Source organism: Ponticoccus sp. (in: a-proteobacteria), assembly GCF_048381735.1.
The window spans coordinates 163,462-178,794 of record NZ_JBLXGL010000010.1 but is presented as its reverse complement, the minus strand read 5'-3'; the positions used below and the strand labels follow the sequence as shown (position 1 = coordinate 178,794).

13 protein-coding genes are annotated in these 15,333 nt (G+C 65.3%); 3 read left to right on the top strand and 10 right to left on the bottom strand.

Annotation, left to right across the window (positions count from 1 at the left end):
• Nucleotides 1–110: 110 nt before the first annotated feature.
• Both ACN5KJ_RS16445 and ACN5KJ_RS16440 read right to left on the bottom strand, forming a co-directional pair.
• On the bottom strand, nt 111–779 hold the full coding sequence (locus ACN5KJ_RS16445) for a TetR/AcrR family transcriptional regulator (RefSeq protein WP_418595063.1): 669 nt from the start codon (nt 777–779) through the stop codon (nt 111–113).
• 7 nt (nt 780–786) lie between these two features.
• Nucleotides 787–1,251, bottom strand: coding sequence for a MarR family winged helix-turn-helix transcriptional regulator (locus ACN5KJ_RS16440; RefSeq protein WP_418595062.1), 465 nt, complete (start codon nt 1,249–1,251; stop codon nt 787–789).
• Nucleotides 1,252–1,535: 284 nt separating this feature from the next.
• Between ACN5KJ_RS16440 and ACN5KJ_RS16435 the strand changes: the two genes are divergently transcribed.
• The 3 genes from ACN5KJ_RS16435 (at nt 1,536) to ACN5KJ_RS16425 (ending at nt 6,789) form a co-directional block, all read left to right on the top strand.
• Entirely contained in the window at nt 1,536–2,045 is a 510-nt protein-coding gene (locus ACN5KJ_RS16435; RefSeq protein ID WP_418595061.1) for a (2Fe-2S)-binding protein, read from the top strand.
• The gene (locus tag ACN5KJ_RS16430) at nt 2,045–5,461 is read left to right on the top strand and encodes a molybdopterin cofactor-binding domain-containing protein (RefSeq protein ID WP_418595060.1); all 3,417 of its coding nucleotides are present in this window, start codon (nt 2,045–2,047) and stop codon (nt 5,459–5,461) included. Before ACN5KJ_RS16435 ends, ACN5KJ_RS16430 begins: the two co-directional genes overlap by 1 nt.
• A gap of 185 nt (nt 5,462–5,646) precedes the next feature.
• Nucleotides 5,647–6,789, top strand: a complete 1,143-nt coding sequence (locus ACN5KJ_RS16425) for an FAD-dependent monooxygenase (RefSeq protein WP_418595059.1) — start codon at nt 5,647–5,649, stop codon at nt 6,787–6,789.
• Between the two features lie 173 nt (nt 6,790–6,962).
• Here the strand turns inward: ACN5KJ_RS16425 and modC are convergent, their stop codons facing one another.
• The 8 genes from modC to ACN5KJ_RS16385 all read right to left on the bottom strand — a co-directional run bounded on the left by modC (nt 6,963) and on the right by ACN5KJ_RS16385 (nt 15,274).
• On the bottom strand, nt 6,963–8,048 hold the full coding sequence (gene modC / locus ACN5KJ_RS16420) for a molybdenum ABC transporter ATP-binding protein (RefSeq protein ID WP_418595058.1): 1,086 nt from the start codon (nt 8,046–8,048) through the stop codon (nt 6,963–6,965).
• Complete coding sequence (gene modB / locus ACN5KJ_RS16415) at nt 8,048–8,743, bottom strand: molybdate ABC transporter permease subunit (protein WP_418595057.1); 696 nt, start codon at nt 8,741–8,743, stop codon at nt 8,048–8,050. The genes modC and modB overlap by 1 nt, the downstream gene beginning before the upstream one ends.
• A 3-nt stretch (nt 8,744–8,746) precedes the next feature.
• Entirely contained in the window at nt 8,747–9,520 is a 774-nt protein-coding gene (modA, locus tag ACN5KJ_RS16410) for a molybdate ABC transporter substrate-binding protein (RefSeq protein WP_418595056.1), read from the bottom strand.
• Nucleotides 9,521–9,587: 67 nt separating this feature from the next.
• Nucleotides 9,588–9,899, bottom strand: coding sequence for a winged helix-turn-helix domain-containing protein (locus tag ACN5KJ_RS16405; protein ID WP_418595068.1), 312 nt, complete (start codon nt 9,897–9,899; stop codon nt 9,588–9,590).
• A 502-nt stretch (nt 9,900–10,401) separates the two neighbouring features.
• A complete protein-coding gene (locus tag ACN5KJ_RS16400; RefSeq protein ID WP_418595055.1) occupies nt 10,402–12,075 on the bottom strand; it encodes a M14 family metallopeptidase in 1,674 nt (557 codons plus the stop codon).
• A gap of 21 nt (nt 12,076–12,096) precedes the next feature.
• Nucleotides 12,097–13,464 carry a M20/M25/M40 family metallo-hydrolase gene (locus ACN5KJ_RS16395; protein ID WP_418595054.1) on the bottom strand — a complete coding sequence of 456 codons (1,368 nt, stop codon included), beginning with the start codon at nt 13,462–13,464 and terminating at the stop codon, nt 12,097–12,099.
• Complete coding sequence (locus ACN5KJ_RS16390; protein WP_347168593.1) at nt 13,461–14,195, bottom strand: SDR family oxidoreductase; 735 nt, start codon at nt 14,193–14,195, stop codon at nt 13,461–13,463. The genes ACN5KJ_RS16395 and ACN5KJ_RS16390 overlap by 4 nt, the downstream gene beginning before the upstream one ends.
• Entirely contained in the window at nt 14,192–15,274 is a 1,083-nt protein-coding gene (locus ACN5KJ_RS16385) for a Gfo/Idh/MocA family protein (RefSeq protein ID WP_418595053.1), read from the bottom strand. Before ACN5KJ_RS16385 ends, ACN5KJ_RS16390 begins: the two co-directional genes overlap by 4 nt.
• Nucleotides 15,275–15,333: the final 59 nt, after the last annotated feature.

Sequence of the window (15,333 nt, the reverse complement as noted above, 5' to 3'; positions counted from 1 at the left end):
CTGCACCTGTTTGTATATTAATTAATCACCTGTTTAGTTTTTCGTTCGTATAGAAACAAGTTTAAAAAATACACTTTTTGTGAATTCATTTTATTTCAGCATCTTACACGTCACTCCGCCCGCAAACCGGCTGACAGAAAACGCTGCAAGTGGTCCAGAAGCGCGTCTTTTCCCAGCGCCGTGATCTGCCCGTCGCTGAGGTCACCGACTCGCCCAAGATCGTTCAGCATGAAAAGATAAGTGCCGACCAGAAAGGCCATCCTGAGACTGACTTCCTCGAGGCTCAGATGCGGCAAGGCGACGGCCAGAACGGCGATGTAGCGTTTGGCAGCGGGGTCGTAGATCTCGCGCCGCAGCCGCAGGGCGCGGGCTTCGGGCTCGGCATGAAGCCGCGCCTGCAGGCGCACAAAGGCCGCCCCGGGCGGGCCGCTTTCCTTCATGTCCCATTGCGGCTGCAGGTAGGCGCGCACGATCTCGCGCAGGCGAGGGTTCGGCGTCCGGGCCAAAAGCGCGTCAAGGTTGGCATGCCGTGCGGCGGCGATCCGCGCGCCCTTGCGGCGGACCACCTCTTCGAACAGCGCGCCCTTGGAGCCGTTGTAATAGCCGATCAGCGCGAGGTTGACCCCGGCGCGCGCCGCAATATCGCGCATCCGCGCGCCATTGTAACCGTGGTCGGCGAACTCCAGTTCCGCCGCGTCCAGAATGCGGTCGCGCAGGTCGGTGCTGTCGGTCTCTTTCGGACGACCGGGCTTGCGGCGGCTGGATCTGGACGCGCTCACCGGCCGCTCAGCAGAGCTTGGCGAGCAGCCGCAGAAAGGTCTCGCTCTCGCGCTTGGTCAGCGGCGCCAGCGTTGCCTCGGTGATGCCCATCACCACCGGCAGCGCCTCTTGAATGAGCGCCCGCCCCTTGGCGGTGGAGCGCAACATGTAGCGCCGCTTGTCTTCGGTGTCGCGCTCGGCGGTGATCAGCTCCTGCGCCTGCAGGCGCGACACAACCCCTTTGGTGGTGGCCGCATCCATCGCCACAAGCCGGCCCAACGCGTTCTGCGAGATCGGCCCCGGCACCTGAAACAGGCGGAACAACATCGAGAATTGAGTCGCGGTCAGCCCGCCAATCATCCGCTCGGCAAAGATGGTCTGGTGCCGCTGATAGGCCTTGCGCATCAGGAAGCCGACCTGCTCGTCCAGCACATAGTCCGACGCGGCGATGCTGAGCTGCTCTGCGGTCTCGTCTAGGGTCCGGGGCGCCATGGCCGCATCTTTCCACTAAAGCACATTGGTCTCACCGTTTACATGGCCCGCACAAAGAGGCAACCCCGAGGCGGCCGACCGGTCGCGCTGGCGCTGCGCCCTGCCGCAAGGCTTGTTTGTGTACATACATGGTTGGCAGGGGGTCGCGTGACAAGGGTAAACGACAATTACCCTGCGCTGCTGCCTTGCGTCGGAGGATGAAATTTGTTTGTGTGCGTACAAAAATACATCTGATGTGCAGGATTGCTTCGGGCATACTGCCAGGAGCCGGGGAGGTCCGCATCATGACTGACGCGACAGGGTCAACGCATCTGAGGGTCAATGGCATCGACCATGACCTTGATCTCGATCTTCATCGCAGCCTGCTCGACGTGCTGCGCAGCGAACTGGGCCTGAAGGGGCCGAAATACGGTTGCGGCATGGCGCAATGCGGCGCCTGCACCGTGCTGGTCGACGGCGCCCCGGCCCGCGCCTGCGTGCTGCGGGTGGGCAAGATTGGCGCCCGCTCCGTGACCACCCTCGAAGGGCTGGCGGACTCGGAAACCGGCGCGCTGCATCCCGTGCAGGCCGGCTTTGTCGCCGAGGAGGGCGCGCAATGCGGCTATTGCCTCAACGGCATGGTGATGAGCGCGGTCGCCCTGCTGCGGCAAAAGCCCAACCCCAGCGAGGCATGCATCCGCGCCGCCCTCGCGCATAACCTTTGCCGCTGCGGCACCCATGCGGAAATCCTCGCCTCGGTGCGGCGCGCCGCAGCCCTCCTTGCTGCCACCCCCTCTGACAAGGCTGCTTCCTGATGACCGATCTCCCCTTTGGCAGCCTTTCCGTACACCGCGACACCGAAACGGGGCGCGAGATTTTCGTCACCTTCGACAGCTCCGGCGTGCTGACCGCCTTCAACGGCCATGTCGACCTTGGCACCGGGATCGAGACGGCGCTGGCGCAGATCGTCGCCGAGGAGGCAGAGCTGCCCCTGTCGCGGGTGCAGGTGATCCTTGGCGACACCGACCGCACCCCGGATCAGGGGCCGACCATCGCCTCTGAGACCATCCAGGTCGCCGCCGTGCCCCTGCGCCTTGCGGCGGCGCAACTGCGCGCCGAACTGGCCGCCCGCGGCGCACGCCGCCTTAACGCGCCTGAGGGCGGCGTCACCCTGCGCGACGGGGTTGTGATCTGGAAAGACACCTCGGTTGCCTTCGAGGCGCTGCTGGAAGGACGCGAGGAGATGCTGCGGCTTGATCCCGCCACGCGTCTCAAATCCCCCGCCGATTACCAGATCGTCGGCAGCAGAACCGCCCGCAAGGATCTGCCCGCCAAGGTCACCGGCCAGCATACCTACATCCACGATGTCGACGTGGCGGGCATGGTGCATGGCCATGTGATCCGCCCACCCTATACCGGGCGCGACAGCGGCCCCTTTATCGGCACCAGCCTCATCGGCTTTGACGAAGACGCCGTGCGGCATATGCCCGGCTTCCTCGCGGTGGTGCACCAAGGCGACTTCCTCGGCGTGGTCGCAGCCCGCGCCGATCAGGCGCAGGCGATTGCCGAGGCGCTGCCGGTCCAGTGGCGCAGCCCCCCCGCCGCGCCGGACCTCGGCGACCTGCGCCACGCGATCCGCGACCAGCCCTCGACGCCCCGCGCGCTTGACCGGACCGGCGATTTCAACCAAGGGCTGGCGGAGGCCGACAGCAGCCTGACGCGCAGCTATGTCTGGCCCTATCACCTGCATGGCTCCATCGGCCCCTCCTGCGCGGTGGCGGATTGGAACGGGGGTCGCCCCATAGTCTGGTCCGGCAGCCAGAACCCGCATATGTTGCGCGGCGATCTCTCCACCCTGACCGGCCTGCCGCCCGAACAGATCGAGATCCGCCGCTATCAGGCGGCCGGATGCTATGGCCGCAACTGCGCCGATGACGTCTGCGGCGATGCCCTGCTGATGGCGCGCGCGCTGGGGCGTCCGGTGCGGGTGCAGCTCACCCGTGCGCAGGAACACCTGTGGGAGCCGAAGGGCGCGGCACAGCTGATGGACATCACCGGCGGCCTCAAGGACGGGGCGCTGCACGCCTATAGCCTCGACACCTGGTATCCCTCGAACCGCGGCCCGAACCTCGCGCTGCTGCTCACCGGCGCCGTCTCGCCCGAGCCGCGCCCGTCGGATATGGGCGACCGCACCACCGTGCCGCCCTACCGCATCCCGCACAAGCGCATCACCGTGCATGACATGGCCCCCATCGTGCGGGCCGCCTGGATGCGCGGCGTCTCGGCCCTGCCCAATACCTTCGCGCATGAAAGCTTCATCGACGAGATGGCCCATGAGGCGGGCATGGACCCGGTCGACTTCCGCCTTGCCCATCTCGACGACCCCCGCGCCGCGGATCTGATCCGCCGCACTGCCGAGGCGGCGGGATGGCAGCGGCACGAGACCCCGCGCCTGCGGCGCGAAGGGCGGATGGCCTATGGCACCGGCTTTGCCTATGCAACCTATGTGCACGGCGCCTTTCCCGGCACGGCCGCCGCCGCCGCCGCCTGGGTCTGCGATGTCACGGTGGACATGGAAAGCGGCGAGGTCACCCTGACCCGCGTCTTCGTCGGTCAGGATCAGGGTCTGGTCATCAATCCCGACGGGGTGCGCCACCAGATCCACGGAAACGTCAATCAGACGGCCAGCCGGGTGCTGAAAGAAGAGGTGAGCTTTGACGAGATCACCGTCACCCCGCAAAGCTGGGCAAACTACCCGATCCTGACCTTCCCCGAGACGCCCGAGATCGAGACCCTGCTGATCGCGCGCCCGGAAGAGCCCGCGCTTGGGGTGGGCGAAAGCGCCGCTGTGCCCTCTGCTGCCGCAATTGCCAGCGCGATCTTTGACGCCACCGGGGTGCGGATGCGCGAGGCGCCCTTTACGCCCGAGAAGATGCGCAGCGCCCTCGGCATTGCGCCGCGCGAAATTCCCACCCCCGCCCTGCCCGGCATGATCCCGACGAAATCGCGCCGCAAGCCGCGCGCCCTTGCGATGGCTGCCGCGCTTGGCGGCGCGCTCACCGCCGGGGCGGTTGCCCTGCCGATGGCGCGGGCGATCCCGCCCGGCAGCGCCCCCGCCGCAGGCAGTTTTTCCAACGAGCTTCTGCAACGCGGGGCCGAGGTCTTTGCCCTTGGCAACTGCGCCACCTGCCACACCGCCGAGAATGGCCCCGCCAATGCCGGCGGGCGCGCGGTAGAGACCCCCTTTGGCACGATCTACACCACCAATATCACCCCCGATCCCGAAACCGGCCTCGGGGCATGGAGCTTCACGGCCTTTGACCGCGCCATGCGGAAGGGGATCAGCCGCGAGGGTCACAACCTCTACCCGGCCTTCCCCTACACCTCCTTCGCCAAGATCAACGATGAGGACATGTATGCGCTGTATGGCTACCTGCAGACCTTGCCGCCGGTGCGGGCCGAGGTGCCGCAGGCGCAGATGGTCTTCCCCACCAACCTGCGCGCCACAAATGCGGTCTGGAACCTGATCTACCACAACCCGACCGAACTGACCCCCGACCCCGCCCAGAGCGAGACCTGGAACCGCGGCCGCTATCTGGTCGAAGGGGCAGGTCATTGCAGCGCCTGCCACAGCCCGCGCAACGCGCTTGGCGCGGAGCAGGGCGGGGCCGCGGCCCTGTCCGGCGCGATGATCAAGGGCTGGTTTGCCCCCGCATTGGCCGGTGCTTCGGCGGGCGCGCGGGGCTGGGACGCCGACAGCCTTTTTGCCTATCTGCGCCATGGCATCGCCCCCGGCCTCGCCGCCGCCTCGGGCCCGATGGCGGATGTGGTTGAAAGCCTTGGCCCCCTGCCCGATGCAGATATTCGCGCCATGGCGACCTATCTCGCCTCGCTGACCGAAGCAGATGCCATGCCCACTCCGGCACCGCAGTTGCCCGCCCAGCCCGACGCCACCCATCGCCTGTTTGAAAGCGCCTGCGCCACCTGCCATGAACCGGCGATTGACGGCACTGCGACCGCCGCCCATGTGCCGCTTGGACAATCGATGGCGATTCGCGCCCCCTCGCCCGAGGCCCTGACCACGGTGATCCGCGACGGGCTTGTCGCGCCCTTCAGCCATGATTTGCGCGACATGCCCGCCTTTGGAGGCGAATTGAGCGCGGATCAGATCGAACGGCTCAGCGCCTACCTGCGCGCCCGCTACGCGCCGGACCTGCCCGCCTGGCCCTAAGGGCGGCGCGCGCCCCATCACTTGAACAAATGCCCATCACGAAAAACCTGAACTCCGGCCTGATTTTTCTGAAATCAGGCCGGATGCGCTGAAAAGATACATGTTTCGCGCATCATTGCTCTGGACCGGCGCCGGATCATTTGTTAGCATACAAACAATAATTGCAGCGGCAAAGAGGAACTGACATGCACTCGATCGATCAGGTGGATATCGCCATTATCGGCGCGGGGCTCGGTGGCGCGGCGGCCATGGCGCTGCTGGATGATGCGGGTTTCTCCGCGCATTGCTTTGAACAGGCCCCGGTCTTTACCCGCCTTGGCGCCGGCATCCATATCGGCCCCAACGTGATGAAGGTCTTCCGCCGCATCGGTCTCGAGGATCGGCTGGCCGCCATCGGCTCGCACCCGGATTACTGGTTCTCCCGCGACGGGATGACCGGCGATTATCTCTCGCGGATCCAGCTTGGCGACTATGCCAAGCGCGAATACGGCGCGCCCTACATCACCATCCACCGGGGCGACCTGCACGCCGAACAAATCGCCGCCCTACCGCAGGACCGGCTGCATTTCGACCACCGCCTGACCGATATCACAGAGCGCGACAGCGACGTGCTTCTCACCTTTGCCAATGGCAAGCAGGTCGCGGCCCAGCTGGTGATCGGTGCGGATGGCATCAACTCGATGATCCGCGAAAAGCTGCTGGGCGTCGAAAAGCCCCGCTTCTCCGGTTGGGTCGGTCACCGAGCGCTGGTCAACATGGACAAGCTGCGCGCCTCCGGTGTCGAGTTTGAGCCCTGCGTCAAATGGTGGTGGGAACAGTCGCGTCACATCATGGCCTATGCGACCAAGAGCAACAATTCCGAGTATTACTATGTGACCGGCGTGCCGGTGGACGGCTGGGCACATGAGGCCAGCTTTGTCGACAGCTCGCGCGAAGAGATGGAAGCGACCTTCGGCGCCTCGCATCCCGTGGTGAACGCGCTGATCGACGCCACCGAAGAGGTCACCAAATGGCCCTTCTGGAACCGCGATCCCCTGAACCTCTGGAGCCAGGGCCGCCTTTGCCTGCTGGGCGATGCCTGCCACCCGATGCGCCCGCATATGGCCCAAGGCGCCTGCATGGCAATCGAGGATGCCGCCGTGCTGGCCCGCTGCCTCGAGGAGGTCGGCACAAAGGATTACGCCAGCGCCTTTGCCCTTTACGAGGCGACCCGGCGCGAGCGCGCCACCAAGGTGCAGACCATCTCGAACGCCAATACCTGGCTGAAGGAACCGGAAGATCCGGCCTGGGTCTACGCCCACGACCCCCTTAGCGTTCAACTGGGCTAGGATCCTCCCCGCTCATATGCCCCCCTGAACGCGCGCGGCCCTTCCCCGGTGGAGGGCCGCGTTTTTTTCTGGGCCCCTGACCGAGGAACCGGCCCGTCGAGGCCATGTCCATGCCCAAGCAGAACGGGTTCGCGGAGCCGGCACAATGGACACGCTGGCACGGGTCAGCGGCGTTACTCCCCGGTTCCGATGTCCGCCGGGGCAACCGAGACCGCCTTGACGACGGCATGGACCTCTCCGCCCCGGGCCAGGCCGAGCGATGCCGCCGAGCGCCCGGTGATGCGCGCGAGGACGCGCCCCGCCTTGGTGTCGATCGCAACGAGCGCGCCAGGACCCTCGCCCGACCGGACGTCATGAACCACGCCGGGCAAGATGTTGAGCGCGGACAAACCCTCGGGCCGGGCGCGCGACAGGATCACGTCATGGGCGGCGATGCGGACGCGCAAGGCGGCGCCGGGCGCCTGTTCGACCCGCGGCAGATACAGCGACAATCCTCCCGCATCGAGTTCGCTCAGCCCGTCCTCATGGTGGCGCAGCACGCGCGCCGTTACAACGGCACCCGCCTCGCGCGCACCCGCAGGCAGCACCGAGGGATCTCCCAGGACCTCCGCCGCCGGCCCCTGCGCGACGACCCGGCCCGCGTCCAGTGCAACCACAGTGGTGGCCAGCCGCGCCACCTCGGAGGCGGAATGACTGACATAGACGATCGGTATCGCCATCTCGTCGCGCAGCCGCTCGAAATAGGGCAGGATCTCGGCCTTGCGGGCCTCGTCAAGCGCCGCGAGCGGCTCATCGGCCAGGATCAGGCGCGGCGCCGACAGCAGCGTGCGACCGATGGCGACCCGCTGCTTCTCACCCCCGGACAATGCCCTTGGACGACGTTCGAGCAGATGGCCAAGGCCAAGCAAGTCGACCACGCGCCCCATATCCTCGCGCGGGGCGTCCCTTGGCGCAAACAAGGCACCGTAGGACAAATTCTGCCGCACGGTCAGGTGCGGAAACAACCGCCCCTCTTGGAAGATATAGCCAAGGCGGCGGCGGTGCGGCTTGAGGCGGATCCCTCGGTCGGTGTCGAGAAGCGTCCAGTCGCCCGATGCAATGCGCCCCTCGTCAGGCAAAAGAAGCCCCGCCACCGCGTTGACGATGCTCGTCTTGCCCGACCCCGACCGCCCAAACAGCATCGTCACGCCCGGGGCGGTGCGAAAATGAGCGTCAAGCGTGAAACCCCCGAAGGCATGGAACAAGGACACCTCGAGCATCACACCCCTCCGACGCGGGCGGCCACGCGGCGCCCGATCAACTCGGACAGCAAAAGCGCGCCCATCGCGACGGCGACCGAGACGATCACCAGCGTCATCGCCGCCGCTTCTCCTCCCGGCACCTGAAGAAAGGCATAGATCGCCGAGGGGATGGTCCGCGTCTGTCCGGGAATGTTGGAAACGAAAGTGATCGTCGCACCGAATTCACCCATGGCCTTGGCGAAGGCGAGGATGGCGCCCGCGATGATCCCCGGCAGCGCCAGCGGCAGGGTCACGGTCAGGAAGACCCAGGGCGGCGAAGCCCCCAAGGTGGAAGCCGCCTGTTCGAGTTTGGGATCGATCGCCTCGATCGACAGCCGGATGGCCCGGACCATCAGAGGGAATGCCATGGTTCCCGCCGCCAGCGCCGCCCCGGTCCAGCGAAAGGCGAAGACGACGCCCCAATCGGACAGGGTGCTGCCGATGGGGCCGCGCGTGCCGAGGGTCAGCAACAGGATGTACCCCGTCACCACCGGCGGCAGGATCAGCGGAAGATGGACAATCCCGTTCAACAGCTGCTTGCCGGGAAACCTCCATCGCGCCAGGGCATAGGCCGTCAGAATCCCCAAAGGCAGGCTGACCACCGTCGCCCACAGCGAAACCCGGAGTGAGAGGGCGACCGCCCTCCACTCGTCGGGGCCGAGCCAATCCGTCACGTGTTACTCGGAGACGACCACGAAGCCCTGACGTTCGAAAGCCGCCCGCGCTTCGGGACCACGCAGGTAATCGAGGAATTCGGTCTCTGCCGGAAAGTCGCGATTGGCCAGATCCCCCGCCGGGTAGACGATCGGCGGGTGGCTGTCCGCCGGGAAGGTGCCGACGACGGTGACCCTGTCCTGGGCGGCGGCATCGGTTGCGTATACGATGCCGTAGGGCGCCTCGCCCGCGGCGACGAAAGAGAGGGCGGCGCGCACATTGTCGGCCTGCGCGACCCTGCCCTCGACAGCGTCCCATTGCCCCAGAGCCTCCAGCGAGGCCTTGCCATAGATGCCCGCCGGCACGGAATCGACCAGCGCCATGGCAAGATGGCCGTCGCCTAGCAAAGCCGCCAGATCCATGTCCGCCCCGATCTCGACCGGCGCGGCATCGGCGCCGGCGGCGATCAGCACGATGGAATTCCTCAGAAGATCAAAGCGCGTCCCTGCCTCGACCAGCCCGTCCGCTTCAAGCGCATCCATCCAGCCCGGGTTCGCCGAGATGAAGATATCGGCCGGGGCGCCCTGCTGGATCTGGCGCGCCAGGGCCGACGAACCGGCCAGCGAGATCACCAGGTCGTGGCCGGTGGCCGCTTCGAAGTTCGTTTCGATCTCGGCAAGCGCGTTGGTCAGGCTGGCTGCCGCGAAGACATTGATTTCCTCCGCATGGGCCGCCAGCGGCAGAGCGGCGGCAGATGTCAGGATTGCTGTGACCTGAAGGCGGAGTGAACGGAACATGAGCGGTCTCCCGGCTACTGATATAGTCGGAGGAATATATCGCAAGCCGATGCCCACCAGGCAAGCGTTATTTTCCGTCAGGAATATCCTTGAGCATCGCCTGGATATTGCCGATCCGCGCCGCGCCCGCCTCTGCCATGATTTCTTCGAGCTTGCGGTAATTGGCCAGAACCTCCGCCCCCGCATCGGTCAACCGGGCGCCACCACCCTTGGCACCCCCCCTCGTCGAGTCGACCAACGGCTCGCGGAATGCCGTGTTCATTTCCTCGACCAACATCCACGCGCGCTTGTAACTCATGGACATTGTGCGCCCGGCCGCCGCGATGGAGCCGGTATCGCGGATACGCTCAAGCAGGTCGGCCTTGCCAGGCCCCAACATTGCGTCCTCGCCGAAGAGGATGCGAATGCGCAGGCTCGGGGCCTCTCTGGACCCAGTCGTGTTCTCTGTCATGGCCCGAAGTATCGCAAACGCACGATGATACACGCAAGCCATATCACATAGCGCAACCGGCCCTGCACATGGCCTCACTTGATCACCGGTTGTATTTTCAGAAACATATCGAATCAAGGAGGGCAGAGAGGTTTTGCGCAGGAGCATTCTTGCCCCCTTCGGCTTGGCGGCTGCCGTGGCGGCGTCGAGCATGGCATTTTCCCGTCGCGGCTTTCCGGCGGGAGCCCTAGCGAAAACGGGAAAGGCCGCCCCTGGCTGACCACAGGAGACACCGCCCCGCCGCCCGGCGACGTTCGAGCCGAGGCGGAAATCGTCCGGACCGCTATCAAAGCCGAACGGGTTGGCGTGGCGGCGATCGGATCGCCGCCCGCGTGGCAAGGGCCGTCTGGCCACGCCACGGTCATGGGCATGGGCATGGGCATGGGCTCGCTCAGAGATCGATCCGCTGCCGCGTACTCCCCGCCTTTTCCGAACTCAGTTCCACAACGCAGGAGGCCGACCCGGCGCGCCCACGCACCAGCCATTCCGCCTTGCGGGTGACCGCGGACCATTGCTGCCCCCAAGGCGACCACAGGTACTTCCGTTCGTTCCGTCCCGCGAGATGGCCCAGATCCTGCTCGGCGGCGTTCATCACCAGTTCCGCGCCTTCCGTGCGCAGCGCGACCTTGACCGTCTTGGCGACACCCTTTTCAAGTGCCACGTCCGACAGGTTCGTTGGCAGGTATCCGTGGTTCGACACGACAGCGGAGATCCTGAAGAGATCTTCGCCAAGGGCCTCGCAGAACACGTCGTCGAGCCGGACCTGCGGGGCGGATGCGGCGTGCCGAAGATTGAACAGCGTGTTGTTGTGGCAGATCTCTTCCAGAAGGTGACCGGGCGGGTTCCTGTAGCTCCAGATATAGACCATCCCGCCGATCTCGACCGGCCCGAGTTGCGGGTGGTCGAACCCGGTCCAGTCACGAAAGCCGTGATCCCCGAGGTTCTCGATAACCCAGTTGAAGACAGTACGCTGAGTTTCCGCGTCTCGCGGGCCAAGGTTGTAGTAGCCCTCCTTGGGCACGCCCGCCGTCCGCTCCAGATCCCAAAGCTCGGTCGAAAAGCAGATGATGCCCCTCTCCTCGTAGACCCAATCCTTGAGACTGCCGTGCCGGACCTTTGACTTGTCCGGTGTGAATTCTTCGTAGACCGAGACGGTGGGATAGCCGGTCAGCCGTTCGCCCACCGCACCGAGGTCCTTGTACAAGGCCAGGTCGCGCGGGCTCATATCCGCGTCCAGCTTCATCATGGAGGGTCTCAGGATGATGCCGCCATGAGTATGGTAGGCGCACATGCCGGCAATGTTCGGATGATCGAGAATGAGACGCCCGATCCCCATCGCTTCGGGCTCGGAGAAGGGATACTCGCCCGCGCCATACTCCCGTGGGCTCCAGTTGATGGGGAAGTTTCGGTTCATGTTTCCGTCTTCGCCCTGCTCGATCTCCACATGCAGGCCGTCGTAGTCCCGGATCAGGCCCTCGGGATAGATGCGGTAGTATTCGCCCCCTTCCTCGCCCGGTTCCCGCTGCACCATGATGCGGGGGTCCACATCGTCCTTTTTCCATTCGCCCCTGGGGTCGGGCACCCGCATGTTCACGATATAGCCGTCGTCGTCGATGTCCTGGGGCACCAGGCCGGAAATCCGGTCTTCGCCCGGCAGGAAACGCCCGTTGCCGCACCACGGGTGATAGGGGGCTTTCAGGGCGAATTCGGCGCCGTCGGGATTGATGCGGGGGATGATGTAGAAAACCTGGCTGTCGACCAGCCGGGTGACCTCTTCGTCCTGTCCGTAGTTCGACAGCAGATACCAGATTGCATACAGCGCGGTGGCCGATGTCGCATGTTCCTCGGCGTGAATCTGGGCATCGATGTAGAAACCGGGTTTGTCCTCGGCCTTCCCGGTCCTTGGGTTCGTGATCTGCATGAACCAGACGTCGCGCCCCCGATGCGACCTTGCGATGCTGGTCAGCGTGGCGATTTCGGGGTGGGCCTCGGCCAGCTGCCGCAGGTAGCCGGTCATCGTGTCGTAGTCGTGATAGGTGTCGAAAGGGATGTCGATCCCGGTCATGTCAGGCTCCTTCTGGCGCGCTCAGGTGCGTCCGAAATGTTCCATGATGGCGGCGGCGTACTTGATGCCCTTGATGTATTTGTCGACGTGAATGTTCTCGTCGGGGGCATGAAGGTTGCAGCCGGGGTTCGCAAAGCCCGTCAGCACACAGGGTATCCAGACGTGGCGCAGGACCGCCCCTTCCGCCGAGACACCGTTGACGATGGGCGGCTCGCCATAGACTTCCTGCGCGGCGGCGATGATCGAGCCCGCGATGTCCTCCTTGGCGGAGATCTTGTAGGGCTCTTCGGCCCGCTCGAAGGTATTGACCTCGATAGTGTCGAAGCCCTGCGCCTTGATATGCGCCCGCAGCTTTTCTGCGGCCTTGATCGGGCTGATATTCGGGATCAGACGGAAGTCGAGCCGCACCCGTGCCTCGGCGGGCACGATGGTCTTGGTGCCCTTGCCCATGTATCCTGCCTCGATCCCCTGAATGTTCGCCGTTGGCTCATAGGTTCGGGCGCGCAGAGCATCGACACCGTCGCGGCCCAGCACGAATGAGTCGACACCCATTTCCTCGCGCAGCAGGTCGAAGTCGATGCGGGATGCCTTGTCGCGCAGGAACCCTTCGTGGTCCTCGTCGGGGACATAGATGCCCTCGGCCCAGTCGGGGATCAGGATATTCCTGTCGCGGTCCATGATCGTCCCCAGACAGTGGATCAGATCCCAGACCGGGTTCGGCACCAGAGGGAAATTCAGGGAGTGCACGTCGGTCCGCGGCCCGCGCGCCACCAGTTCGACGAAGAGGATGGATTTCAGCCCAAGGGAGACATCCGGGACATCGGCCCCGATCTCCAACGACCCGTCAAGGCAATGCATCCCGTCGGCGGCCAGCATGTCCTTGTTGCGTTCCGACCACGGCCCAAGGTTGGGGCTGCCGATTTCCTCTTCGCCCTCGATCAGAAGCTTCAGCGTGACGGGCACGTCGCCGCGCACCGCCAGGAACGCCTTGGCCGCCTTGTTGAAGGCCAGCACACCGCTCTTGTTGTCGGTGGCGCCGCGCCCGTAGAGCACGCCGTCGACGATCTCGGCGGACCACGGGCCGCCATGAGTCCAGGCCTCGATCGGCTCGGGCGGCTGCACGTCGTAATGCGAGTAGCACAAGAGCGACTTGGCCGAACTCCTGCTCTTGACCTCGCCGAATACAACGGGCGGCCCCTCTGGCAGCGCGTGCAGGTCGGCGGGCAAACCATCGCGATGCATCATGTCCCGCAGCAGCTCGGCGCAGTCCTGCAATCCGATATCCTGCGCGGAAATGGAGGGCTGTCGCACAAAGCTCTGGAGGTCTGCCACGAATTCATCGGCATGGGCGTCGATGTAGTCGTAAATCTCTTGCATGGCGCGGGTCATTGCGTGGTCTCCTTCCGGTTCGACAGGTCCCAGGCGTTCAGGCGCTGACCGTTGAACGCCGGAGAGCGGGTTTCGGCGATGGTCAGGAAAGCCGGCGCAAGGGCTGCAGGGTCGACCCACCGGGCCTTCAGTTCCGGCGGGTAGTTCTGTTCGGACATGGGGGTTTGCATCGCCTGTCCCGGCGTGATCGTGCAGGACAGGATGCCATGATCGGCGCCTTCCAGCGCCAGGCATTTGGACAGCCCCTCAAGCCCGTGTTTCGCCGCGCAATAGGCGGTTTCGTCGGCAAACCCCTTGATGCCCGACTGCGAGGACACAAAGACCAGCGCTCCGCCGCCCCGTGCCTTCATGCCCGACCAGACCGCCTGCGCCAGAAGGAACCCCGCCTGTAGCCCGACATTCACGGTGGCGAAATAGGTGTCCAGGCTGACCTGATCGAACGGTTCGGGCCGAAGGATTGCGGCGTTGTGGATCAGGGTGTCAACCGGCCCGCCCGCAGCCTTCATGCGCCCTATCGCCTGCCGGCAGGCCGTGGCGTCGGAGAGGTCCGCCGGAATCACCGTTGCGGTTCCGCCAAGCGCGGCATTCAGCGCCGCGAGGCCGTGAACGTCGATATCCATCAGGACAAGTTCGGCCCCGCGCGCGGCAAAGGCGCGGGCGATTGCAGCACCCAAACCCTGTGCCGCGCCGGTGATACAGACACGCTGGTCGGAAATCGGTGGAACCTTCACGTCGCACTGTCCATGTCCAGATCCACCCAGGCGCGCGAGGTCGTCGAGGCGACAACCGCGTCGAGCACCATCTGGTTGCGCAGCCCGTCCACGAAGGTCGCACCGCGCGACAGTTCGCGCTCTTGGGCGATGGCCGCGGTCAGTTCGCGCAAGGCGCCCAGAACCGAGACGTTCCAGATGCCCTTGTTCAGCCCCGCAAGGCGGGCGTCGGGATCGTCGACCGTGATCTCCTCGAAGGAACCGGTGCCCTTGGCGAAGTAGAGGCGTTCGTCGGAATTCGACAGGGTGATCGTGCCCTTGGAACCGAAAATCTGCGTTTCATTGCCCATGTTGGCAGCCGCAACACCGGACATGAAAACATTGGCCAGCGCGCCGCAGCGCATCTCCAGCGTGAAATGCGACAGATCGTCCGCGGTTGCCGTCCAGCGGTCGCCGGTGTGCTTGCAGCGGCGATCCGGGACCACGGTCAGCGCCTGCCCCACAACGGCAGCAGGCTCACCCAGCCACCAGCGCAACATGTCGACCTGATGGCTGCCGTTTGCGCCCAAACGACCGCCGCCCTGCGCGGCATCGGACCACCAGTCGCCCCTGGGCCGCGATGCCGGGTCATTCCACGAGGCGCCGATATTCGTGATGTTGACGTGCCTGATTTCCCCAAGATCGCCCTGGGCGATCGCCTCGGCCACGCGCATGCGGTTCGGGTTGAAGCGCAGTTCGTGGTCGATCATGTGCAGCCGCCCTGCCGCCCGCGCCGCACCCAGCATATCCCGGGCCTCGCCCGCGTTCATGGCCGTGGGTTTTTCGCAGAGCACATGGGCTCCGCGCGCGATCGCCGCCTTGACCATCGGCGCGTGAAGCACCGTCGGGGTCGCGATACAGACAAGGTCAAGATCCTGCTCTGCCAGCATCTTTTCCCAGTCGTCGTAGACGGCGCCGATCCCGTGCGCCGCGGCGGCTGCCCGCGCGCTTTCCATCCGGCCCGAGGCGAGGGCAACGGCCTGCGCGCCCTCGATATGGGCAAGGGCGGGAAGATAGGCGTCGCGGGCGAAACTGGCGCCGATAATGCCGGTCCTGATCATGATTTGTCCTCTCTCATTGGTTGTTCGGGTTCCGCCCAGGGCATGGAAGGAACCATATG